The sequence below is a fragment of the Pseudomonas siliginis genome, assembly GCF_024072275.1.
GTDB classification, from domain to species: domain Bacteria; phylum Pseudomonadota; class Gammaproteobacteria; order Pseudomonadales; family Pseudomonadaceae; genus Aquipseudomonas; species Aquipseudomonas siliginis.
The window spans coordinates 3,263,309-3,285,300 of record NZ_CP099598.1 but is presented as its reverse complement, the minus strand read 5'-3'; the positions used below and the strand labels follow the sequence as shown (position 1 = coordinate 3,285,300).

25 protein-coding genes, 1 tRNA gene and 1 pseudogene are annotated in these 21,992 nt (G+C 59.4%); 6 read left to right on the top strand and 21 right to left on the bottom strand.

Annotated elements, in window-relative coordinates; all coding sequences use genetic code 11:
* Nucleotides 1–39: 39 nt before the first annotated feature.
* The 9 genes from NF676_RS15125 to NF676_RS15085 all read right to left on the bottom strand — a co-directional run bounded on the left by NF676_RS15125 (nt 40) and on the right by NF676_RS15085 (nt 6,707).
* Nucleotides 40–261, bottom strand: a complete 222-nt coding sequence (locus NF676_RS15125) for a type II toxin-antitoxin system RelE/ParE family toxin (protein WP_236708189.1) — start codon at nt 259–261, stop codon at nt 40–42.
* Between the two features lie 37 nt (nt 262–298).
* Complete coding sequence (gene relB / locus NF676_RS15120; RefSeq protein WP_056789559.1) at nt 299–493, bottom strand: type II toxin-antitoxin system RelB family antitoxin; 195 nt, start codon at nt 491–493, stop codon at nt 299–301.
* A 230-nt stretch (nt 494–723) separates the two neighbouring features.
* Complete coding sequence (locus NF676_RS15115; protein WP_056789562.1) at nt 724–942, bottom strand: hypothetical protein; 219 nt, start codon at nt 940–942, stop codon at nt 724–726.
* A gap of 108 nt (nt 943–1,050) precedes the next feature.
* Nucleotides 1,051–2,730 carry an MFS transporter gene (locus NF676_RS15110; RefSeq protein WP_252884321.1) on the bottom strand — a complete coding sequence of 560 codons (1,680 nt, stop codon included), beginning with the start codon at nt 2,728–2,730 and terminating at the stop codon, nt 1,051–1,053.
* Between the two features lie 178 nt (nt 2,731–2,908).
* Nucleotides 2,909–3,676 carry a phosphonate ABC transporter, permease protein PhnE gene (gene phnE, locus NF676_RS15105; RefSeq protein ID WP_252886311.1) on the bottom strand — a complete coding sequence of 256 codons (768 nt, stop codon included), beginning with the start codon at nt 3,674–3,676 and terminating at the stop codon, nt 2,909–2,911.
* Nucleotides 3,673–4,500: a PhnE/PtxC family ABC transporter permease gene (locus NF676_RS15100; RefSeq protein WP_150635119.1), complete on the bottom strand. Its 828-nt coding sequence runs from the start codon at nt 4,498–4,500 to the stop codon at nt 3,673–3,675. Before NF676_RS15100 ends, phnE begins: the two co-directional genes overlap by 4 nt.
* Entirely contained in the window at nt 4,494–5,291 is a 798-nt protein-coding gene (locus NF676_RS15095; protein ID WP_056789573.1) for a phosphonate ABC transporter ATP-binding protein, read from the bottom strand. The genes NF676_RS15100 and NF676_RS15095 overlap by 7 nt, the downstream gene beginning before the upstream one ends.
* Entirely contained in the window at nt 5,288–6,151 is an 864-nt protein-coding gene (locus NF676_RS15090; RefSeq protein ID WP_041480134.1) for a putative selenate ABC transporter substrate-binding protein, read from the bottom strand. Before NF676_RS15090 ends, NF676_RS15095 begins: the two co-directional genes overlap by 4 nt.
* 157 nt (nt 6,152–6,308) lie before the next feature.
* On the bottom strand, nt 6,309–6,707 hold the full coding sequence (locus tag NF676_RS15085) for a RidA family protein (protein WP_252886310.1): 399 nt from the start codon (nt 6,705–6,707) through the stop codon (nt 6,309–6,311).
* A gap of 113 nt (nt 6,708–6,820) precedes the next feature.
* Between NF676_RS15085 and NF676_RS15080 the strand changes: the two genes are divergently transcribed.
* The 3 genes from NF676_RS15080 (at nt 6,821) to NF676_RS15070 (ending at nt 10,119) form a co-directional block, all read left to right on the top strand.
* Nucleotides 6,821–7,714 (top strand): LysR family transcriptional regulator, encoded by an 894-nt coding sequence (locus tag NF676_RS15080; RefSeq protein WP_056789579.1) that lies wholly within the window; start codon nt 6,821–6,823, stop codon nt 7,712–7,714.
* A 118-nt stretch (nt 7,715–7,832) separates the two neighbouring features.
* Nucleotides 7,833–8,993: a radical SAM protein gene (locus NF676_RS15075; RefSeq protein WP_252884317.1), complete on the top strand. Its 1,161-nt coding sequence runs from the start codon at nt 7,833–7,835 to the stop codon at nt 8,991–8,993.
* A gap of 115 nt (nt 8,994–9,108) precedes the next feature.
* Nucleotides 9,109–10,119: a GlxA family transcriptional regulator gene (locus tag NF676_RS15070; RefSeq protein WP_191636952.1), complete on the top strand. Its 1,011-nt coding sequence runs from the start codon at nt 9,109–9,111 to the stop codon at nt 10,117–10,119.
* 219 nt (nt 10,120–10,338) lie between these two features.
* Here the strand turns inward: NF676_RS15070 and NF676_RS15065 are convergent, their stop codons facing one another.
* The gene (locus tag NF676_RS15065) at nt 10,339–11,373 is read right to left on the bottom strand and encodes an alpha/beta fold hydrolase (protein ID WP_095180156.1); all 1,035 of its coding nucleotides are present in this window, start codon (nt 11,371–11,373) and stop codon (nt 10,339–10,341) included.
* 306 nt (nt 11,374–11,679) lie between these two features.
* Between NF676_RS15065 and NF676_RS15060 the strand changes: the two genes are divergently transcribed.
* Nucleotides 11,680–11,754 (top strand) — tRNA-Gln (locus NF676_RS15060).
* A 113-nt stretch (nt 11,755–11,867) separates the two neighbouring features.
* On the opposite strand, the gene NF676_RS15055 is transcribed toward NF676_RS15060, so the two are convergent.
* Entirely contained in the window at nt 11,868–13,856 is a 1,989-nt protein-coding gene (locus NF676_RS15055) for a peptidase U32 family protein (protein ID WP_252886309.1), read from the bottom strand.
* A gap of 224 nt (nt 13,857–14,080) precedes the next feature.
* Here NF676_RS15055 and NF676_RS15050 point away from each other — a divergent pair, with 224 nt between their 5' ends.
* Nucleotides 14,081–14,557 carry a hypothetical protein gene (locus NF676_RS15050; protein ID WP_252886308.1) on the top strand — a complete coding sequence of 159 codons (477 nt, stop codon included), beginning with the start codon at nt 14,081–14,083 and terminating at the stop codon, nt 14,555–14,557.
* Between the two features lie 164 nt (nt 14,558–14,721).
* Here the strand turns inward: NF676_RS15050 and NF676_RS15045 are convergent, their stop codons facing one another.
* Nucleotides 14,722–15,102: a RidA family protein gene (locus NF676_RS15045; protein WP_024013136.1), complete on the bottom strand. Its 381-nt coding sequence runs from the start codon at nt 15,100–15,102 to the stop codon at nt 14,722–14,724.
* Nucleotides 15,103–15,317: 215 nt separating this feature from the next.
* On the opposite strand from NF676_RS15045, the gene NF676_RS15040 reads away from it, so the two are divergent.
* A complete protein-coding gene (locus NF676_RS15040) occupies nt 15,318–15,731 on the top strand; it encodes a cupin domain-containing protein (RefSeq protein WP_056789598.1) in 414 nt (137 codons plus the stop codon).
* A gap of 12 nt (nt 15,732–15,743) precedes the next feature.
* Here NF676_RS15040 and NF676_RS15035 read toward each other — a convergent pair whose 3' ends face one another.
* The 9 genes and pseudogenes from NF676_RS15035 to modA form a co-directional block, all read right to left on the bottom strand.
* Complete coding sequence (locus NF676_RS15035) at nt 15,744–15,980, bottom strand: hypothetical protein (RefSeq protein ID WP_353956296.1); 237 nt, start codon at nt 15,978–15,980, stop codon at nt 15,744–15,746.
* 11 nt (nt 15,981–15,991) lie between these two features.
* A complete protein-coding gene (locus NF676_RS15030; protein WP_041480147.1) occupies nt 15,992–16,249 on the bottom strand; it encodes a DUF6555 family protein in 258 nt (85 codons plus the stop codon).
* A 231-nt stretch (nt 16,250–16,480) separates the two neighbouring features.
* The gene (locus NF676_RS15025) at nt 16,481–17,032 is read right to left on the bottom strand and encodes an ATP-dependent Clp protease proteolytic subunit (RefSeq protein ID WP_041480149.1); all 552 of its coding nucleotides are present in this window, start codon (nt 17,030–17,032) and stop codon (nt 16,481–16,483) included.
* Between the two features lie 376 nt (nt 17,033–17,408).
* A pseudogene (locus tag NF676_RS15020) lies at nt 17,409–17,525 on the bottom strand (con-10 family general stress protein); the annotation flags it as partial.
* A 309-nt stretch (nt 17,526–17,834) separates the two neighbouring features.
* Complete coding sequence (locus NF676_RS15015) at nt 17,835–18,065, bottom strand: hypothetical protein (protein ID WP_076562638.1); 231 nt, start codon at nt 18,063–18,065, stop codon at nt 17,835–17,837.
* A 161-nt stretch (nt 18,066–18,226) separates the two neighbouring features.
* Nucleotides 18,227–19,264: a DNA topoisomerase IB gene (locus NF676_RS15010; RefSeq protein WP_252886307.1), complete on the bottom strand. Its 1,038-nt coding sequence runs from the start codon at nt 19,262–19,264 to the stop codon at nt 18,227–18,229.
* 71 nt (nt 19,265–19,335) lie between these two features.
* On the bottom strand, nt 19,336–20,415 hold the full coding sequence (modC, locus tag NF676_RS15005) for a molybdenum ABC transporter ATP-binding protein (protein ID WP_252886306.1): 1,080 nt from the start codon (nt 20,413–20,415) through the stop codon (nt 19,336–19,338).
* 3 nt (nt 20,416–20,418) lie between these two features.
* Complete coding sequence (gene modB / locus NF676_RS15000; protein ID WP_041480153.1) at nt 20,419–21,099, bottom strand: molybdate ABC transporter permease subunit; 681 nt, start codon at nt 21,097–21,099, stop codon at nt 20,419–20,421.
* Nucleotides 21,100–21,867 carry a molybdate ABC transporter substrate-binding protein gene (modA, locus tag NF676_RS14995; RefSeq protein WP_252886305.1) on the bottom strand — a complete coding sequence of 256 codons (768 nt, stop codon included), beginning with the start codon at nt 21,865–21,867 and terminating at the stop codon, nt 21,100–21,102. It lies immediately after the preceding gene.
* Between the last annotated feature and the right edge of the window lie 125 nt (nt 21,868–21,992).

The following is a 21,992-nucleotide window of genomic DNA, read 5'->3' as shown; positions in this document are numbered from 1 at the left end:
CGTTTGGGCGGCCGGTTGGCCGCCTTTTTTTATGAATGGTTATGGATATTTTTTACGGGCGTGCAACACGGTCAGAATTTTGATGTGGTCTGTCACCTGATAGACCAGTAAATAATTCGAGTTGATGACCATTTCGCGAGTGCCCGGTATTCGGCCGGAGCGGAAACCATGCGGTATCCAGGAAAGCCTTCGCGCTGCGGCGCTGAGCTTTTGGTGCAGTGCAACTGAAGCGACAGTGTTGCGTTGTTCTACGTATTCGATGATGTCAGCCAGGTCTCCAAGAGCCGGTTTACTCCAGCTAACCGGCAGCGCGTCGATTCTTGCGTCTCTCTTCCAGCATCTGACCTAGCAGCACCATTGCCTCATCGTGGGGGATAGGCGGACGTGGATCATCAAGTGCGGCTTGTACCTTGGCGCGATACCAAAGATCGTAATCCGCAGCCTCTTCTTCGGTTTCGAAGTCTGAAACGATAAGTGAAAGTTCAGCGCTCATCATGACCTCCATGATCAATGTGAAGCAGTCTAAGGGGATGTGGGCTCGTTGTCGTCACTGGCGGGACGAGGGAGACATCATCCGCAAACAGACGATGCAAATCTGTCAGACGCTTCGCTTGTGATGCACGTGAAGTCGATCAGCTGTGTAGTTCAATTCTGTAGGAAATCAGCTTTTGGTCATCGGGCTGACAGCCGCCGCTCAAAGCCGCGGCCACAGCCACGCTGCACTCAGTTACCGTCTGCAACCTTACGCTCGATCTCATCGACTTTGCGCTGTAGCTCTTCAGCTTCCTGCTCTTTGACCCGAGTGGAAGACGGCGTGATGATTTTGTCCACGCCTTCGGTTTTGCCGTCGCGGTCCTGCAGATCGCGCTCGACCACGTTCACCGGTTTGCCGCTGGCATCGGTGGGTGGGGCGTTGGGGGTTTTGTCGTCGTTGGGGTTCATGGCGCTGGCCTCCTGTGGGTGTACACATTGGAGACAGCGCGGCGGCAGACGTTCGAAATTTTTCAGCTGCGAGGCCCTCTCCGGCAGGAGAGGGCGCTGCGGCTTTTTTCAGTCCTTGAGAATGTCGCGATCCTTGGTTTCCGGCAGGAAGAACGTGCCGAGTATTGCCGTCGCCACTGCAATCACGATCGGGTACCAGAGCCCGTAGTAGATGTCACCGGTGGCGGCGACCATGGCGAACGCCACGGTCGGCAGGAAGCCGCCGAACCAGCCGTTGCCGATGTGGTAGGGCAGCGACATCGAGGTGTAGCGGATGCGCGTCGGGAACAGTTCGACCAGCCACGCGGCGATCGGGCCGTAGACCATGGTCACGTAGATCACCAGCACGGTCAGCAGGAGCAGCATCATCGGGTAGTTGATTTTCGCCGGATCGGCTTTTTCCGGGTAACCGGCTTCCTTCAACGCCGCGCCGAGGTTGGCGGTGAAGGCGTCGTTGCGGGCCTTGAAGTCGGCGGCGGTGAGGGCGCTGCCTTCGAAGCTCTCGACAACGCGGTCACCGATGCGCACCTGCGCGACCGTGTTCGGTTCGGCAGCGACGTTCTCGTACGGGATCGCGCGTTTCGCCAGCAAGGTTTTCGCCAAGTCACAGGAGCTGGTGAATCTGGCCTTGCCCACCGGATCGAACTGGAACGAACACTGATCAGGATTGGCGATCACTTTGACCGGATTTTTTTCCTGAGCGACGAACACGTCCGGGTTGCCGTACTGGGTCAGCGCAGTAAAGATCGGAAAGTAGGTCAAAGCAGCCAGAATGCACCCGGCCATGATGATCGGTTTGCGCCCGATGCGATCGGACAGGCTGCCGAAAATCACGAAGAACGGTGTGCCGATCAGTAGCGATCCGGCGATCAGCAGGTTGGCGGTTTGCGCGTCGATCTTCAATGTTTGCAACAGGAAGAACAGCGCATAGAACTGCCCGGTGTACCAGACCACTGCTTGCCCGGCGGTGCCGCCCAGCAGCGACATGATCACCACTTTGAGATTGTCCCAGCGCGCAAAGGATTCAGTCAGCGGTGCTTTCGAGGCCTTGCCTTCGTCCTTCATTTTCTGGAACACCGGCGACTCGCTCAGTTGCAGGCGGATGTACACCGACACGGCCAGCAGAATGATCGACAGCAGAAACGGAATCCGCCAGCCCCAAGCCTCGAACGCCTCGTTACCCAGCGCGGTGCGACAGGCGAGAATCACCAGCAGCGACATGAACAGACCGAGGGTGGCGGTGGTTTGAATCCACGAAGTGAAAAAGCCACGGCGGTTGCGTGGCGCGTGCTCGGCGACGTAGGTCGCCGCGCCGCCGTATTCACCACCCAGCGCCAGGCCTTGCAGCAAGCGCAGGGTGATCAGAATCACCGGGGCAGCGACGCCGATGGTGGCGTAGCCGGGCAGCAAACCGACGATTGCTGTGGACACGCCCATGATCACGATGGTGATCAGAAACGTGTGTTTGCGCCCGATCATGTCACCCAGACGCCCGAAGACGATGGCGCCGAACGGCCGCACCGCAAACCCGGCGGCGAAGGCCAGCAGGGCAAAGATGAATGCGGTGGTTTCGTTGACGCCGGCGAAGAAGTGTTTGGCGATGATCGCCGCCAGCGAGCCGTAGAGGTAAAAGTCGTACCACTCGAAAACCGTGCCCAGCGAGGAAGCGAAGATGACCTTGCGCTCCTCCTTCGTGATACCGCCGCTGCGGGGCGGTGTGCCGGTGGATGCTGTGTCGATTGTGGCCATGGGTGTTCTCCGTCGTGCTTATTGTTGTAGGCCGGAGTCCCCCGTTACTGCCTGTCGCACTCTGGCCCGTTGGCATCTGCCGCCGTTGCTCTAGCGTGAAGCTTGCACAGTCTGACCGCCTCGCAGGGCTGCAAGGTTTCCTGAAGCATAATCAGCTTTTGCCAGATATCCACTCGGCCTACGCTTTGACCCAACGCTGCCGGCTCCAGGCGCTCAACCAATCGACCAGAAACACCAGCAACAGCATCGCCAGAATCACCGTACTGGCCTGGGCTTCCTGGAACAGACTCAAGCTGACATACAGCATCTGGCCCAGGCCGCCGGCGCCGACGAAACCGAGCACGCTGGCCATGCGGATGTTGTTTTCCCAGCGATACAGGCAGTAGGCGAGCAGTTGCGGGGCGAGGTTCGGCAGGGTGCCGTAGCAGAAAGCCAGGATCGGATTGCCGCCCTGCAAGCGAATAGCCTCGGCGGGTTGCGCCGGGGTGTTTTCCAGCGCTTCGGCGAACAGCCGACCGAGTACGCCGGTGGTGTGCAGGGCAAGGGCGAGGGTGCCGGCGTTCGGTCCGAGACCGGCGGCAAGCACCATCAGCGCGGCCCAGACCAGCTCCGGAATCGCCCGCAAGCCGTTGAGCAGCAGACGCGCCGCACTTTGCAGCGGCCAGCCGAAACGCCCGGCAGCGGGCAGCGCGAGAACGATGCCGAACAGTGCCGCAAGCAGGGTGCCCAACGCGGACATGGCCAGGGTTTCCAGCGAACCGTGGGCAATGGCTTTCAGGTAACCGGCGCTCAAGTCGGGACTGAGAAAACGCTGAACATAACTGCCCATCTGCTTGAGGCTATTGGCGCTGCCGAGTTCGGCGAGATCCAGTTCCAGATAAGCGAAGGAAGCGAACACCGCAAATGCGATCACGACGATCAGCAGCAGGTTGATCAGGCGCCTCATGCCAGCCTCCAGCGCAGCAAGCGGCTGAGTTGATCAGCGCACAGCACCAGCAGCAGGAACGTCAGCAACATGCTGGCGACCTCACCGCCGGCAAACATGCGGATCGACAGGTCGATCTGTTGCCCCAGCCCACCGGCACCAACAAAGCCCATCACCACCGAGGCACGGATCGCGCACTCCCAGCGATACACCGTGTACGAGAGCAATTCGGCGGCGACATTCGGCAGCGTGCCGTAGGCAAACGCCGCCAGTCGACCGCTGCCGGCCTGCAACAATGCGTGCGCCGGGCGCTGGTCGGTGGACTCGAATATCTCCGCGTAAACCTTGCCGAGCATACCGCTGTAGGTGATGGCGATGGCCAACACGCCCGCCGCCGGGCCGAGGCCAACGGCACGCACAAACAACAGCGCCCAGACGATCTCCGGCACGCTGCGCAAAAAGATCAGCAAGCCGCGTACCGGCCAGCGCAGCAAGCGCCCGGGCAGGCTCGGCACGCCGCCCCGTGACGCCGCCGAGAGCGACAACGCGCGACTGGCGATCAGGCTTGCCGGCACTGCCAGCAGCAACGCCAGGGCCATTCCCGCTGTGGCAATCGCCAGGGTTTGCAGGGTGGCTTTGAGCAACAGTTGCAGGAACGCTTGATCGTGCGCCGGCGGCCAGAATGCCGAAACAAAACGGCCCATTTCGTTCTGGCTATCGGCCTGAAACAACACGCCCAGGTCCAGTTCGCTGAGCTGAATGCCCGGCCACAGCAAAGCCAGCGCCAGCAGCGTCAGCAACAATCGCGGCCACGCCGCCGGGTCCCGTGAATCGGCCTTCAGCATCGAGGAATCTGCACAATCAAAGGCGCGACCGCTGGTGCAGGCGATTGCAGTTGTTCATTGGCGTACAGCGCATCGAGCTTGTCGCGGCTGACCTGATCGGATGGGCAATCAAAAAGAATCTGCCCGTCGCGCAGGCCAATGATCCGTGGAAAATGCGCCAGCGCCAGATCCACCGCGTGCAGGCTCGCCACCAGCGTGACGTTGTGCTCGCGGGCGTGACGCGAAAGGATCGACAGCGTATGGCCGGCAAGCACCGGGTCCATGGCCGAGACAGGTTCGTCGGCAAGCAATATTTCCGGCGCCTGATACAGCACTCGCGCAATGCCGACGCGCTGCAATTGCCCGCCGGACAACTGCTGGCAATGGGCGAACAGTTTGTCGCCCAGATCCAGCCGCGCCAACGCCGCGCGAGCGCCCGCCACATCCAGTGGATGCAGCAGGTTCAGCAGACTTTTGCCCAGACTCCACTGACCGAGCTTGCCGGCCAGCACCGCCGTAATGACCCGCTGACGCGGCGGAATCGGCGGCGCCTGATGCACCAGGCCGATGCGCGCACGCAGGCGCTGCCGCTGGTGCGCCGACAAGTGCCAGGCGCGTTCGCCAAGCACTTCGATGTCGCCACTGCTGGGCTTGAGCGCGGTGGCCAGCAGATTGAGCAGGCTCGACTTGCCAGCGCCGGACGGGCCGATGATTGCGACCTGTTCGCCAGCGCCAATCTGCACGTCGATGTTACGAAGGGCATCGACGCCATTGGCATGGCGCAGGCTGCCCTGGGTGAGGCGTAGGGTCATTTCAGCAGTTCGGCGGCGCGGGCGGCTTCCTCGATGCCCTTGTAGTTCTCGGGCTTGGTCTCGATGAAGCGACTGGCGGCCTGCAGATCGAGGATCTTCTTCTGCTCAGGATTGGCCGGGTCGAGGTCGAGGAAGGCTTGCTTGATCTTCGCGGCCAGCTTCGGATCAAGGGTGCCGCGCACGGTCCAGTTGTAATCGAAGTAGGTCGGCGTGGTGGCGAAGACTTTGACCTTGTTGGTGTCGACCTTGCCGGCGTCGACCAGTTTCTGCCAGACGCTGGCGTTCAATACACCAGCGTCGACCTTGCCGGCCTGCACCCAGGCAACGGTGGCGTCATGCGCGCCGGAGTAGGCGACACGGCTGAAATAGCCTTCAGGCTTGATGCCGTCGTTCTTCAGCATGAAGTAACGCGGCATCAGACTGCCCGAGGTGGACGACACCGAACCGAAGGCGAAGGTCTTGCCCTTCAGGTCGGCGAGGCTTTTCACGTTCGGGTCGGCGGTGATGAATTTGCTGGTGAACTGCGCATCCTGTTCGCGCTGCACCAGCGGGATCACTGGTGTAGTGGCGTCGGTCTTCAAACGAGCCTGCACAAAAGTGAAACCGCCGAGCCAGGCCATGTCGAGGCGATCGGTGGCCAGCGCTTCAACCACCGCCGGGTAGTCGGCGACAGGCACAAACTGCACCTTCATGCCCAACTGCTGCTCAAGATAGGCACCCAGTGGTTCGAACTTGCGCAGCAGCTCGGTCGGGGCTTCGTCGGGAATCGCGCTGACGCGCAGGACATCAGCGGCTTGCGTCATCAGGGCAGAAAAGGACAGCGCCAGACCGGCGGTGAGGGCGAGGGTACGCTTGAACATAGAATTCTCCGTTTCGTAAGCGTCAACATTCGAAGGGCAGCCGCTACCGGGCGGCGCGCCACGTCAGGGTAGACGAAACGGCGAGGTTATACGCATTCGCGAGGAGATTGGCCAGCCTCCGTGCCGGCGCGGTGTGTCTGTTTGTGTACGGTTGTGGTCAAGCCGCCTCGGGCAGTTTGGCAATCACCTTGATCTCGAAATCGAAACCCGCCAGCCAGGTCACGCCGACAGCGGTGATGGTCGGAAACGGCGCTTCGCCCCAGAACTCCGGCACCACAGTCCAGATCGTTTCGAACGTCGAGTGCGGATCGACCATGAACACGGTGACATCCACCGCATCATCGAAGCTGCAACCGGCCGCAGCGAGGATCGCGTTGAGGTTGTGGAAGGCGGTGCGCACCTGATCGCGCAGATTGGCCTCGGGCGAGCCATCCTCACGGCTGCCGACTTGTCCGGAGACAAACAGGAAACCGTTGGAGCGAATCGCCGGCGAGTAACGGTGACGTTCATACAGGGCGTGGCGGGCAGGTGGAAAAACTACATCGCGCTTGGACATGGGGCTGACTCCATCAGTGGTTGATGGGGTGACTTTAGGTGTTTGCAGCTGCTGGATAAACGCGCAAGCTTGGCGTTCACTGTTTGCAAATTCCAAACAATCGAGGGGCGCGGATGGACCGGTTCGATGCGATGCAGGCCTTTGCCCGGGTGGTCGAGGCGGGCAGTTTCACCAAAGCTGCCGAAACCCTGCACATGAGCAAGACCACGGTGACGCAACTGGTGCAGCAGCTGGAGGCGCGGCTGCGGGTCAAGCTGCTCAATCGCACTACGCGCAAGGTCAACGTCACCGCCGATGGTGCGGCGTATTACGAGCGGGTGATCAAGTTGCTGGCCGACATGGACGACGCCGAAACCAGCCTGCCCGGTGCCGCCGCACGGCCACGGGGGCGCTTGCGCATCGACGTGCCGAGCCCGTTCGCGCGGCACATTCTGGTGCCGGCGTTGCCGGAGTTTCATGCGCGCTACCCGGACATCCAGATCGACATGGGCGTCAGCGACCGCATCGTCGACATCATCGATGAGAACGTCGATTGCGTGGTGCGCGGCGGCGAATTGCTCGATCAATCGCTGATGGCGCGCAAGCTCGCCGATCTACCATTGGGGGTATTTGCCGCGCCGGCTTATCTGGCTCGCGAAGGTACGCCCGACCATCCACGCGAACTGGAAGACTCCCATCATCGGGTGGTCGCGTTTCTTTGGGCTCGCACTGGTAAACCTCTTCCGTACACGTTGCACAACGGCACCGAGCGCTTGCAGATCAAGGGCCGGCATGTGCTTGCGGTAGATGACGGCAATGCCTATCTAGCGGCGGGACTGGCGGGCATGGGGGTGTTGTGGTTGCCGACGTATATGGCCGATGCGCATGTCGCGCGCGGCGAGCTCGTGCCGTTGTTTGAGGGCTGGCGCCTGGAAAGCATGCCGCTTTACGTCGCGTATCCGCCGAACCGGCATGTCAGCTTGAAATTGCGGGTATTTATCGACTGGATTGTGGCGTTAATGGCGTAGGGCTCTGGTGCGCTTATTGCTTTACGTGAAGGCAGGTCGTCAGAAAAACAACCAACCCGGCGACCCGAACGTGCTCGTGATGAGAGGCGCACGTTCGACCCAAGGAGCTATGCGCGTAATGAATATGTACATCGATATCGTCGGCGCCTGCAATCTGAGCTGCCCGTCATGCCCGATGGGTAATTCGGAAAATGCCAATTTCAAGAAAGCCATGCAGCTCGATATGTTCACGCAGATTGTCGATAAGGCACGTCGTGAAGGGGTCAAGGCGATCTTCTTGTACAACTGGACCGAGCCGTTGATTCACCCGCGCATTGGTGAGTTCGTCGAAATCATCAACGCAGCTGGCTTGCAAAGCGGCATCAGCTCCAACCTTAACCTGGCCAAGAACATTGAAAGCGCGATGCTCGCCAATCCCTGGTTCTTCCGTGTCTCCCTGTCCGGGTTCCACCAGGATACCTACCGCCAAGGGCATGTCGGCGGCGACATCGAAGTGGTCAAGCAGAACATGATCAAGCTGCATGACCTCAAGCAGCGTCACGGCCTGAATACGCTTATCGAGGTCTATTACCACCGCTATCTGGATAACCTCGAAGAAGAGGGGCTGATGCGCGAGTTCAGCGAGCGCCTGGGTTTCAATTTCTCCACCGGCTACTCGGTGATGATGCCGCTGGAAAAAACCTTCGCCATCGTCGAAGACGATGCCTCGGTCACCGACACGGACCGGGAAACCCTCAAGCGCCTAGCGTTGCCACCGTATGCAGACCTGGTCAATCTGGTCAAGCAATACCCCAAACAGGCGTGCACCCTGAAAGATGATTGGCTGGTACTCGATTGCAATGGCAATACCGTGCTGTGCTGCACGATTTTCAATCAGGCGGAATACAGCGTCGGCAAGTATCTGGACATGCCGGTGCAGGAATTGATGAGTCGCAAATCCACGCAAAAGAACTGCGTGGACTTGTGCAGCCGCTGCGCGAAGAACGGTCTGCACATCTACTCCGCATCGCCCAACAAGGGGCCGCTGGAGAGTCATGCGGTCAATCGCATCATCGACTTTCAACGACGCACGATTCTCGAACAGCCGATCGATAGCGAACGTCTGGGCCGTACAGGTGAAGTCAGCGCCGAGCACTTCGATGAGGAGCAATATTTGCGCCTCAATGCCGACGTAAAGACTGCAATCGCCACAGGCGCCTTCTCCAGTGGCTATCAACACTACGTCCTGTTTGGGCGCCTCGAAGGTCGGCTCGGGGCGGGGTTGAATACGATCGTTTGAGATACCCGGGGCGACGGCCATGGGTTGTTTGAAGGTGTGGCCTGATGACGTGATTGACTCTTTACCGGTTCCGGCCAACTATCGGCGCACAACAATTTGACCGATGGATTGAAACTTGACCGAACGACGCCAATTCAGCGGAGGCATGAAGGGGAAAAACCTCCGCTATCTGAATGAGCAAAGCGATAACGCGCAGTTGACGCGCACCGGTTTTCTGCTGCTCGAACACTTTTCGCTACCGGCCTTTACGCAGACGCTGGACGCCGTGGTGACTACCAATCTGTTGCGCCCGGGGCTGTTTACCTCGCGCACCTTCGGGCTGGGTGAGGGCGAGGTCATCAGCGACCTGGGGCTGGTGATCCGCCCCGATGCGCGTCTGGACTCAGCAGCGCTCGAGGAATTGGATCTGCTGGTGGTCTGCGGCGGTTATCGCACTGAACTGCGAGCGAGCGATGGGTTTGTGCACTTGCTCAAACTGGCGGCGGAGCGGGGCGTCAGTCTGGCCGGGTTGTGGAATGGTTCGTGGTTTCTCGGGCGTGCCGGGTTGCTCGACGGCTACCGTTGCGCGATTCACCCGGAACATCGCCCCGCGTTGACGGAAATTGCCAAGGCTACGCACGTCAGCAGCGAGCCTTATGTGATCGACCGCGACCGTCTCACCGCGTCGAGCCCATCGGGGGCTTTCCACATGGCGCTGGACTGGATCAAAAGCCTGCACGGCAAGGCGCTGGTCGAGGGTGTCGAGGACATTCTGGCGTTTGAGGAATCGCGCTACCGGCGGATCAAACCGGATGAAAACATCTGCGTCAGCGCGCCGTTGCGGGAAGTGATCAAGCTGATGGACGCCAACCTCGAAGAACCGTTGGAGCTGGAACAATTGGCGGTCTACGCCGGCCGCTCACGGCGCCAGCTCGAGCGCTTGTTCAAGGAACAACTGGGCACCACGCCGCAGCGCTATTACCTGGAACTGCGCATCACCGAAGCACGGCGCCTGCTGCAACATACCGAGCTGTCGCAGGTGGAAGTGCTGGTGGCGTGTGGTTTCGTTTCACCGAGCCATTTCAGCAAGTGCTACAGCTCGTATTTTGGTTATCGGCCTTCGAAGGAAAAACGGCTGGTTAAATAGATCGACCGGTGCAATCCCCAAAAACCCTCACCCCAGCCCTCTCCCAGAGGGAGAGGGAGCCGACCGAGGTATCTTGCGCTGTACATCGACCTGAAAGATGGACGTCGACTTTGGATTCAATACAGCGCTTTCAGGTCGGCGTAAATCTCGAATATCCCCCAATCAGTTCCCTCTCCCTCCGGGAGAGGGCTAGGGTGAGGGGTATTGAGGGCGGGTCTGTCAGAGACGATCAGCATCGATTACAGCTTGCGCAAACGCCGCCGGGCTTTCCTGGGGCAAATTGTGCCCAACCCCACCCTCAATCAACCGGAACTGATATTTCCCGGTAAAACGCTTGGCATAGTCCTCAGGCTTGGGATGTGGCGCACCATTGGCGTCGCCTTCCAGGGTAATCGTCGGCACGCTGATCGAAGGCGCAGTAGCCAATTTTTCTTCCAGCGCGGCATATTTCGCCTCGCCCTGCACCAGGCCCAGCCGCCAGCGGTAGTTGAACACGGTGATTTCGACGTGATCGGGGTTCTGCAACGCTTGGGCGCTGCGGTCGAAAGTGGCGTCGTCGAACTTCCACTGCGGCGAAGCCAGCTGCCAGATCAGTTTGGCGAAGTCGTGGGTGTTTTTTTCATAGCCGGCACGGCCGCGTTCGGTGGCGAAGTAGAACTGGTACCACCATTGCAATTCGGCTTTCGGCGGCAGCGGGTTTTGCCCGGCGGCCTGATTGCCGATCAGGTAGCCGCTGACCGCCACCAGCGCCTTCACGCGCTCTGGCCACAAGGCCGCGACGATGTCCGCCGAACGCGCGCCCCAGTCGTAGCCGCCCAGCACTGCTTGCTTGATCTTCAGCGCATCCATGAAGTCGATCACGTCGCTGGCCAGCGCCGCCGGTTGGCCGTTGCGCAGGGTGTTTTTGGACAGGAACTGCGTGTCGCCATAACCGCGTGCATACGGCATCAGCACGCGGTAACCCTTGGCCGCGAGCAGTGGTGCGACTTCGTCGTAGCTGTGAATGTCGTAGGGCCAGCCGTGCAGCAGAATCACCACTGGGCCATCAGCGGGGCCGGTTTCGGCGTAGGCCACGTCGAGCAAGCCAGCCTTGATGTGCTTCAGCGGGCCGAAAGGCGAGGGCGCGGAATAGCTGACGGCGGCGGGTTCTGTGGTTTGCGCCTGAGCGCTGCCGACGGCGCCGAACAGTGACAGCGCCAGGACTGACAAGCCGAGCGCGGCGGTGATTTTAGAGGTGTGCAGAGCCTGTTTCATGCTGACGTCTCCTTTGCGAGCCTGTGGCCAAGGGGCTGGATGAACCCTTGAAACCCTGGGTGCATTGAAGCGTGGCGAGGTATCTGCTCTGTGTCGCCAGAGAGCGTTTTTGCATTGGGTTGTGTAGCAGCGGGGCGCGTACACAGTGTGATACATGGCGATGAAACGGTGAGTTTTCGCGCGAAAATAATAAGTGGCTGTTTTAAAACAAAAAAAAATTTATTCCGGGCTTCCCAAATGAAATGAATGTTGTTAAATTGCGCCCCGTTCTCACAGCGATCCTAACGGAGCCGCTGACAGAGCTACAGGGGCGTCGCCAAGCGGTAAGGCAGCAGGTTTTGATCCTGCCATGCGTTGGTTCGAATCCAGCCGCCCCTGCCATCTACGAAAAAACGCCAACTTCGCAAGAAGTTGGCGTTTTTTTATGCCTGCGATTTACTGCGCTTGAGCCAAGCAGGCGTGCGCGATGCCGAAGCACCGCGCACGCCGGTCACTCAGTGCGGTGCGCGCGGGATGGTTTTCATCAGGTCTTCAGGGCTGATGTGGCCGACCACGCTGCCCGGCTGCGGCAGGTTGAGGATGTGGCCTTTCATCTTGCCGATGATGTGCATCTCGCACGGCTTGCAATCGAACTTCAACGTCAGCACTTCATCGCCGTGGATCAACTGCATCGGCGCGACCTTGGTGCGCACGCCGGTCACGCCTTTGGCCTGCTTCGGGCACAGGTTGAAGGAGAAACGCAGGCAGTGCTTGGTGATCATCACCGGCACCTCGCCTGGCTCTTCGTGAGCTTCGTACGCCGCGTCGATCAGCTTGACGCCGTGACGGTGGTAGAAGTCGCGCGCCTTCTGGTTGTAGACGTTGGCGAGGAAGGTCAGGTGCGAATCCGGGTACACCGGCGGCGGCGTGGTCTCGGCCTTGCGGCTGCCACGCGGATGCGCGGCGACACGTGCCGCAGTCAGCGCTTCGATCACTTCGCGACGCAGCGACTTGAGCTGCGAGTTGGGAATGAAGAACGCTTGCGGCGCATCCAGCTTGATGTCGGTGGCGTGATACTGCGTGGTGCCGAGCTGGCCGAGCAGGTCGCGCAATTGCTCCAGCGCTTGTTCAGGCTTGTTGGCGACACCAAACGGCCCGTTGAGGGTGACGCTGGCGCTGATGCCTTCTTCGCTGGTCGCGGTCACTTCCAGCTGTTCTTCGCGCAGGCAGGCGAACCAGCTCAGGGCTACGCGACGTTCCGAAGAAGTTTTCTGCAACGCCTGCTGCCAGTTGTGATCAAGGTTGCGATTGAGCGGGTGGCTTGGACGCAGCTTGAACAGGCCCTCGGGCATTTCGTTCGGCTCGACGCGGTAGCGGTAGCGCTTCTCGCCGTCTTCTTCGAACTCGCCTTTGGCCTCGGCGATGTTGGCGCGGAAACCGACCACTTCGCGTTTGACCAGCACGTTCAGGCCGTCGCCGTTGGACAGCGGCTCGTGAGTGACAACCTGCATGTCACGCTTGCCGACTTTTTCCACCGTGCCGACTGGCAGACCGGTGAAGGTTGGTGAATCGAAGGCGCCGATGTCGATCTTGCGATCGGTGACGAAATAGTCGGTGCTGCCACGGTGGAAGGTCTTTTCCGGGTCGGGCAGGAAGAAATGCACGGTGCGGCCGCTGGAGGCGCGGGCCAGGTCAGGGCGGTCTTCGAGCACGTCGTCCAGACGCTGGCGGTAATAGGCAGTGATGTTCTTCACATAGCCCATGTCCTTGTAGCGACCTTCGATCTTGAACGAACGCACGCCTGCTTCGACCAGCGCGCGGATGTTGGCGCTCTGGTTGTTGTCTTTCATCGACAGCAGGTGTTTTTCGTAAGCGATCACGCCACCCTTTTCGTCTTTCAAGGTGTACGGCAAGCGGCAAGCCTGGGAGCAGTCGCCCCGGTTGGCACTGCGGCCGGTTTGCGCGTGGGAAATATTGCACTGGCCGGAGAAGGCCACGCACAGCGCGCCGTGAATGAAGAATTCGATGGCCGCGTCGGTTTCATCGGCGATGGCGCGGATTTCTTGCAGGTTCAGTTCTCGGGCCAATACCAGCTGGGAGAAACCGGCCTGATCGAGGAACTTCGCTCGCTCAAGGGTGCGGATGTCGGTCTGGGTCGAGGCGTGCAGCTCGATCGGCGGAATGTCCAGCTCCATCACGCCCAGGTCCTGAACGATCAGCGCATCGACGCCGGCGTCGTACAACTGATGGATCAGCTTGCGCGCCGGCTCCAGCTCGTTGTCGTGCAGGATGGTGTTGATGGTGGTGAAGATGCGTGCGTGGTAACGGCGGGCGAACTCGACCAGTTCGGCGATTTCGCTGACTTCGTTGCAGGCGTTGTGGCGTGCGCCGAAGCTCGGGCCGCCGATGTACACGGCGTCAGCGCCATGCAGGATGGCCTCGCGGGCAATGGCGACATCGCGGGCAGGGCTGAGCAATTCCAGGTGATGCTTGGGCAAGGACATAGTTTTTTTAGTCAGGCGGTCACGGGCAAGGGGCGCATTGTACCTGTGAAACACCTGGGCGGCATCAGCGTGCCGATATCAGGTACGAAGGACCTAGCACAATACGAGGCAATGCATAACTGTAAAGACTGTCAGTTGTCCGCCCGCGTCCAAAGCGTGAACATCAGGTGGGAGCGGGAAAGTCGCTCTGGCCTATATCACGCAAGACATTGGAGATTAATATCATGAAAGGTAATAACGCCTTCGCGACGATTGGTATCTCGGATTTCGCGTCGTTTAAACCGCGTCCTCGCAAGACGGCCGAAGTGTATTACAAAGCGGTCGTGTCACCCGATCATCCGGGCATAGGCAAGCCAATATTCTCCGCTACTCGGCATCTTTATTTCGGCACAAAAGAGACGTTTAGCGTTATTGGTCAATATTTTACGGACGAGGTGGGTGAGATTATTTCATTTGTGATAGATCGCTCCCTTGCGGACGGTAGACATGAAGTTGGCGGGTTCGGAAGCCCTGTGGCGGGATTGATGACTATGTCGCATGAAATTTTATATGCGAAAACAGGAACAATAGAGTTTGCTCGCAAACACGAAGAAGGCATCGATTCGATTACGGCAACATTCAATTTTGAAATCGAGCACCGCGGGCAAACATACCGGGTATCAGAAGGTAAACTGTTTGTTATAGCTAGTGGTCCCCTTTAAGTTTTGTGAATAGACCGTTGACGCCAATTCGCTCAACGAGCGAGCCAGCGCATGCCAAACGGCCGCATCCTGGTGGCTGCTGTGTTTGGCGCGCGCCCTTGAGTATTTCACTGCGTACGCCGCAACCGGAATCGTGGCGGCAGCCTACGCAGTATTTCCGCAAATCAGCCCTTGGCCGCCATCGCCGTCACCTCCACACGCATCCCTTCAACCGCCAGCGAGGCGACGCCCACCGCTGCCCGCACTGGCCAAGGCTTGGCGAAATAGCGTTTGTACACTTCATTGAAAGCCCCGCGATCGCCCATGTCGGTGAGGTAAATGGTCAGGTGCAGCACCCGGTCCATCGAACTGCCAGCACGTTCCAAGGCGACTTTCAGCGCTTGCAGCGTGCACTCGCTTTGCTCGGTGATCCCGCCGAGTTCCAGGCTGCCATCGGCGCGGGTCGGGATTTGCGTCGAGACCATGATCCCGCCAAAGGTGGCGACGTCGGAAGAAATCGAATCGGTGTCCGGATCAGGCGTGAAGATGATGTCTTGATTGGCCATGGGCATCTCTTGTTTGGGTGAATGAAGATTGCGGCAGTTTACAGATTCTTTCCCACCATGGCCCGGACGGGGACCGCGACACGTTTGTATAAGCGTGTATCAGCCCTCAGCGGATACACACGGCAACGCCAAACTGCGCTTTCGAGACACATCCGCCTTACATGCCGAGCCCAAAGTAGCCCTCACACCAACACTACGTTCAAGAGGGCACCACCATGTACCGTCCACTGTTTCTGGCTTCTGCCGTTGTCTTCGCCTCCCTTGCCGGTTTCGCCCATGCGGCAGATGCGCCGGCGACGAGCTGGCAGAAAGGTCTGAGCCGTACTGATCTGGTTCGCCAGGATCTCGGCGCTGACAATCGCGAGGTGATTCAGGCGCGTATCGATTTCGACGCTGGCGTCACCTCGCCTCGGCATGCTCATCCCGGCGTGGAAGTGGCCTATGTCATCAGCGGCACGTTCGAGTATCAGCTCGAAGGGCGGGCGCCGGTAATACTCAAGGCCGGTGATTCGTTGTTCATTCCGGCGGGCGTGGCGCATGTGGCGAAAAACATTGGCAGCGAAAAGGGCGTGGAACTGGCCACTTACGTCGTGCCGAAAGGCGAGCCGCTGCTGATCCTCAAACCATGACCTGCCAGGCTGCTATTTCGAGCGCGGCTTGCTCATTGCGCGCTTGATGCGCATCCAATCCTGATAGGCCGCCGTTCGCTTGGCGTCGGCCAAGGCTTTTGCTTCGCTGAAGCGAGCCCAAGACTCAGGGCTGTCGGCGTCATGCTCAATGATTCTGTAGGCCGCCTCTTCCAGCAGGTCGGCCTCGCGGAACATCGCGGCGTTTTCTGCCATCTCGTCATCCCACGATCGGCCGAAACCGAATTTCAACGTGCGCTCATTCATTTTGCGTGATCCTCCTCCCACACCAGAGGCACCGATTCGCGCCATTGCACCTCGGTTACGCCGAAGCGTTCCGCCATTGGTTTGGAAAAACGTTTCAACGGAGGCCGACCGGGGCGCGGGATGGGCGCGATTCCTGCGTCGCAACTTGCCCACTGCCACGCTTCGGCGTTGTTCATGTTTTTTGTGCGAATGACGAATGACCTGGGCTTTCCATGTAACAGGTACTCGATCACGTACAAGTCCACTGCGCTCATACATTTCCTCCGGCTGTTAAAAAGAGGGATGTCTGGCGAAATAAATAATTCAGAGAAAATTCTTTTGGCTGGGATGACCGGCATACGCCGCTTGTTTTGCGTTATACCGCCCGTTGGGGCGTGTACAAGTGATGCGCCAATGCACTACATGATCTTGTAATGTCGCTGCTGAGAGTGGCGATCTCACTAGAATGAAACGCATCTAAAACGGCGCGTTATTCAGGAGGGGCTTCAGGAGTAAATGCATGAGCAGACAAAGTCTGCGTGAATCTCGGTGTCTTCAACCGCTGTGATCAGACCTGCATGCAAAGCTTCTTCAGGATTGATAATGCGCGGAGCCGCTGTCAGGTATTTTTCTGTCTCCAACGCATTTTTCCCGTTACTGGTACGCTCGGCGACAATCTGCGCGTACAGATGCAAGTCGTAATCCAGGCTCATGGCATATTCCGACATGCGCGAATGATCAACCGCTCCCTGCAAGTGCCAATGAAAAGGGTGAAACAGAAACTTGCTATGAGTGCACGCAGTGCGGCGCTGGCCGGCGAGGAAAACGATATTGCCCATCGACTCGACCGTTCCCAGGTTATGCGTGTGTACCGGGACGGGCAGCGCCATCAGAAAGTTGTACATCGTGAAACCGTAACTGCATTCGCCACCCATGGTAGCGATGTTCAGAATCAACCTGGGTGCATCTTCCTTTACCGCACGCGAGGCTCTATCAATCAGCTGACCGCAGGTTGAAGCATTGATCGGGCCGGTAAAGTTAATCACGTGAACAGGCATGGCAATTTCCTCGACGGGCCGGGGCTCTGCGAACGGGCTCTTTGCGCAAGGACTGGTGCCCGTGAGTCAGGAGCAGCGTTCGTACGTTGGCGTCGTTTGCGTTTCTCGAGAGTTTTCAGAGTCAACGTTCAACTGCCTGCGCTCGTAACATTCATGTTGGGCACGATCGCTGTGCTGCGGGTGGCCTGGTTCTCTTTCAATGCACGAAGACCCAGCGTCGTCCGGCAGCTTCTCCGGGGGGCCGCGCGTCGCTTCTGGAACAACTTCAGCGCTTTCGTGTTGGTGTAACTGGCTTGGAGGCGTATGTGTGGAGGTGTTCATCTATGCGCTCCGTCGAATATTACAAGGGCAGCGAGGCTGCCCTTGTACCGCTCATTTACGACTTGCGACCTCCACTGTGGCTGGATTGTCCGCCTTTGCGACCAGCCTCGGATGCTTTTTCACGATCGTTGGCGAAGTTGCCGCCAGACTGTCCGCCTTTTTTCCCGGACTCTTGCATCTTGTCACGATCGTTGCCGGCGTTACCTGTATTTTTATTTCCGGTGGTCATGATAGCTCTCCGATATCTATTAACGTTTCGCTAGTGATGTCCGTTTTCGTCATGGACACCTACTTCGATTACATATCGGTTCACGGTGTTTTGATTTTTTTTAATTGATCCGATGAGCGGTGCCTGCACTTTCAACTTGTATCGGCCAGTAGTGCACATATAACTAAAGGGGCTACGCTCAATCGCGATGGATAATAAAGAAAAACAGTTACACCGACGCCGAGCCGGTTGTTGAAGTTAATTGAACCTCGACTATCTGAATCGTGGCAACGGCCGATCAATTGGCTTGAGCGTCGAAAGTGTATCGCGAATAAGCGGCGTATCCTTCTCGATGTCGTGCAGTCGATCGCGGATGCGCAGTGCTGTCGGATGCCCGCCTTGGTGATCAACCCAGTCGGCGATCTCTTTGCAGGCGGCTGCCAGGCGCGCCTGACGGGCGTCGAGCAGGGTGAGGAGGGTGGTGATGGACTCTTTCTCGGACATGAAACACCTCCGTTCGCTGAAACGGCTGAGTTGCAACAAAACGCCCGCATGGCGCGAACCTTCAGATCAACTATAGAAGCCCTGCGCGATCGTGCAAAAAATACCCAGCTCAGCTCATCGGCAAATCTTGTAGGAGTGAGCCTACAGGGGGGTTGTGCGACTCAGGACGCCTCGCTCACCTCACACATCCGCTCGAGAAACATCGCCAAGGCTACTTCCTCAGCGCGCAGGCCTTTGCGCACGCGCGGGCGGGGCAGTTCGGCGAGCGCGCCGAGCATGAAATGTTCGAGCACCGCAGGGTGGATGTAGCATTTGCGGCACACCGCCGGCGTGTTGCCCAGCTGTTTGGCGACGTTCTTCACCGCTTCGACCACATGGCGCTTGGCCTCGGTTTCCGACTCATGCTGCAACTCGCGCAGCACTGCCAAAGCCAATGCGCTGCCCGCCCAGGTGCGGTAGTCCTTGGCGGTGAATTCAGCGCCCGTGAGCTTTTGCAGATAGGCGTTGACGTCGGAGGAGGTGACAGTGTGCCGTTCGCCGTGTTCGTCAAGGTACTGAAACAGGTTTTGCCCGGGAATCTCCAGGCAGCGCTTGATGATTCGCGCCAGACGCCGATCCTTGACGGTGATCTGGTGCTCGATGCCGCTCTTGCCACGGAACTGGAACAGGATCGCGCTGCCGTTGACCTCGACATGCCGACTGCGCAACGTGGTCAGGCCATAAGAGCGATTGTCCCGCGCATATTGGGTATTGCCGACGCGGATCAGCGTGGCGTCGAGCAGGGTGATGACCGTGGCCATGACCTTGTCGCGGCTGAAGCCCGGGGCGTCGAGCAGCGCCTCAAGCTGGCGCCGCAGTTTGGGCAAGGCCAGGCCGAACTCGCGCAGGCGCGAGTATTTGTCGGCGTCGCGCACTTCGCGCCAGCGCGCGTGATAACGGTACTGCTTGCGCCCGCGCGCATCGCGGCCGGTGGCTTGCAGATGACCGCGCGGGTCGGCGCAGATCCACACATCGGTGTAAGCCGGCGGCACCGCCAGGGCATTGATGCGTTTGATTTCCTCCGGGTCGGTGATGCGCTGGCCCGACGGTTCGAAATAGACGAACTTGCCGCGCAGTTTTTTCCGGGTGATACCAGGCTGAGTGTCATCGACGTAATGCAGATCGGCGGGCAGGGCATCTGTCAGCACGGTATCGGGCATGGCGGTTTCCTTCGGTCATACGGCAGTCTGTAACTGATTGACCGCAGGCGCTGGCCGTCGTGCCGAATGATTTACGCGAGCACCGCCACCGCCTTGATCTGCGCCCACAGCCGCTGGCCCGGGTGCACGCCCAATTGGTCACGCGAGAAGCGGGTGATCCGCGCCAGCAGCGGCGTGCCGCCGGCATCGAGGCGAATCAGCACGTGGGCACTGTTGTCAGCGGCCTGTTCGCTGATGACGGTAACGGGCAGACGATTGAGAATGCTGCTGGCTGCATCGTTGTTCAGCGCCAGGCTGATGTCACGGGCGTGCACCTTGCAGCGCAGGGCTTGGCCCACGGCCATCGGCGCATGGGTGACGCGAATGTTCATTGCAGTGGCCGGCAGTTGCAGGCTGAGCAATTGATAGGTGGCGTCGTAGGCGCTGACCTGACCTTCGATGATCACCCCGGCGTCATCACCCATTGCCAAGGGCAGATCCAGGCGTGCGAGGGTCTCACCGATCGGGCCGCTGGCGAGGGCTTTGCCGTCACGGAGCAATACCAGATGATCAGCCAGACGCGCGACTTCATCCTGGGCATGGCTGACGTACAGCAGCGGAATATCCAGTTCGTCGTGCAGGCGTTGCAGGTACGGCAAGATTTCGCTTTTGCGCCGGCTGTCGAGAGCCGCCAGTGGTTCGTCCATCAGCAGCAGTTTCGGGCTGGTCAGCAGGGCGCGGGCGATGCCGACGCGCTGCCGCTCGCCGCCGGACAGATGCTGCGGATGGCGCTCGAGCAAATGGCCGATGCCGAGCAGTTCGGTCGCTTGGTTGATATCGACCCGGCGTTGCGACTTGGCGATGCGTTTGAGACCAAACTCCAGATTGGCCAGCACCGACAGATGCGGGAACAGGCTGGCTTCCTGAAACACGTAGCCGAGCGCACGTTTATGCGGGGCTACGAAGATGCCATTGGCGCTGTCCTGCCAGACCTCGTCGTTGATCTGCACAAAACCCTGCTCGGCGCGCTCCAGCCCGGCGATGCAGCGCAGGCAGGTGGTTTTGCCGGAGCCGGAATCGCCAAACAGCGCGGTGACGCCCCGGCCCGGCACTTGCAGATCAACATCCAGTTCGAACCCCGGATAAGTGCGTTTCAGGCGTACATCAATCATCGATCAGCTCCAGCCTGCGCGGGTTTTGCGGCTGGAATACAGCGCCAGCAACACCAGAAACGAGAACACCAGCATCGCCGCGGACAGCCAGTGCGCCTGGGCATATTCCAGCGCTTCGACATGGTCGTAAATCTGCACCGAGACCACGCGGGTCTTGTCGGGAATGTTGCCGCCGATCATCAGCACCACGCCGAATTCACCGACGGTGTGGGCGAAGCCGAGAATCGCTGCGGTGATGAAGCCGGGGCGCGCCAGCGGCAGGATCACGCTGAAGAACGTGTCCCAGGGATTGGCGCGCAACGTCGCGGCGACTTCCAGCGGGCGTGTGCCGATTGCCGAGAAAGCGTTTTGCAGCGGTTGCACCACGAACGGCAGGGAATAGATCACCGAGCCGATCACCAGCCCGGTGAAACTGAACGTCAGCGTGCCCAGCCCCAGCCATTGAGTGAACTGGCCGAGAAAACCGTGCGGCCCCAGCGCCAGCAGCAGATAAAAGCCGATCACCGTCGGCGGCAGCACCAGCGGCAGGGCGACGATGGCGCCAATCGGGCCGCGCAACCAAGACGAGGTGCGCGACAGCCATAACGCGATCGGTGTGCCGATTATCAGCAGGATCACGGTGGTCAGCGACGCCAGTTTCAGGGTCAGCCAGATCGCGGCGAAGTCGGCACTGGTCAGCGACATTTACAGTTCATATCCGAAGGATTTGATCACCGCAGCGGCTTTCGGCCCTTTGAGGTAATCGACCAGGGCCTTGGCAGCAGCGCTGTCCTTGCCTTTGTTCAAGATCACCGCGTCCTGTTTGATCGGATCATGCAGGGTGGCCGGAACAATCCATGCCGAGCCGCTGCTGATTTTGCCGTTCTTGAAGATTTGCGACAGCGCCACAAAGCCCAGTTCGGCGTTGCCGGTGGAGACGAACTGGTAGGCCTGAGTAATGTTCTGGCCTTCGACGATTTTGCTTTTCGTGGCTTCGCTCAACTGGAGTTTTTCCAGCACCTGGGTGGCGGCGAGACCGTATGGCGCGGCTTTCGGGTTGGCGATGGACAAGTGCTGGTATTGGTTGGTTTTCAGCACGTCACCCTGTGCATCCACATAACCTTCTTTTGCCGACCACAGCGCCAGGGTGCCAATGGCGTAGGTGAAGCGCGAGCCTTTGACGGTTTCGCCTTCCTGTTCGAGTTTTGCCGGGGTGCTGTCGTCAGCTGCGAGAAACACTTGGAAGGGCGCGCCGTTTTTGATCTGGGTGTAGAACTGGCCGGTTGCGCCGTAAGCAGCAACCAATTTGTGCCCGGTGTCTTTTTCGAAATCGGCAGCGATGGCCTGGATTGGCGCGGTGAAATTGGCGGCGACCGCCACTTGCACTTCGTCAGCTTGCGCGGCACTGATGCTGAAAAATGTGAGGAATGAGGCGAGACAGGCAGGGGCGAGGCGTGTGGCAGCAGGTGTCATGTAAAGGCTCCGTGATCGGCATTGAATGCTTTGCTTTGGATAACGCCGATACACGGGCGCAATCGCTGTATACGGAAATATATAGCGATATGCCGCCAAGTGGCGAGGGAATAAATCCGCTCGCC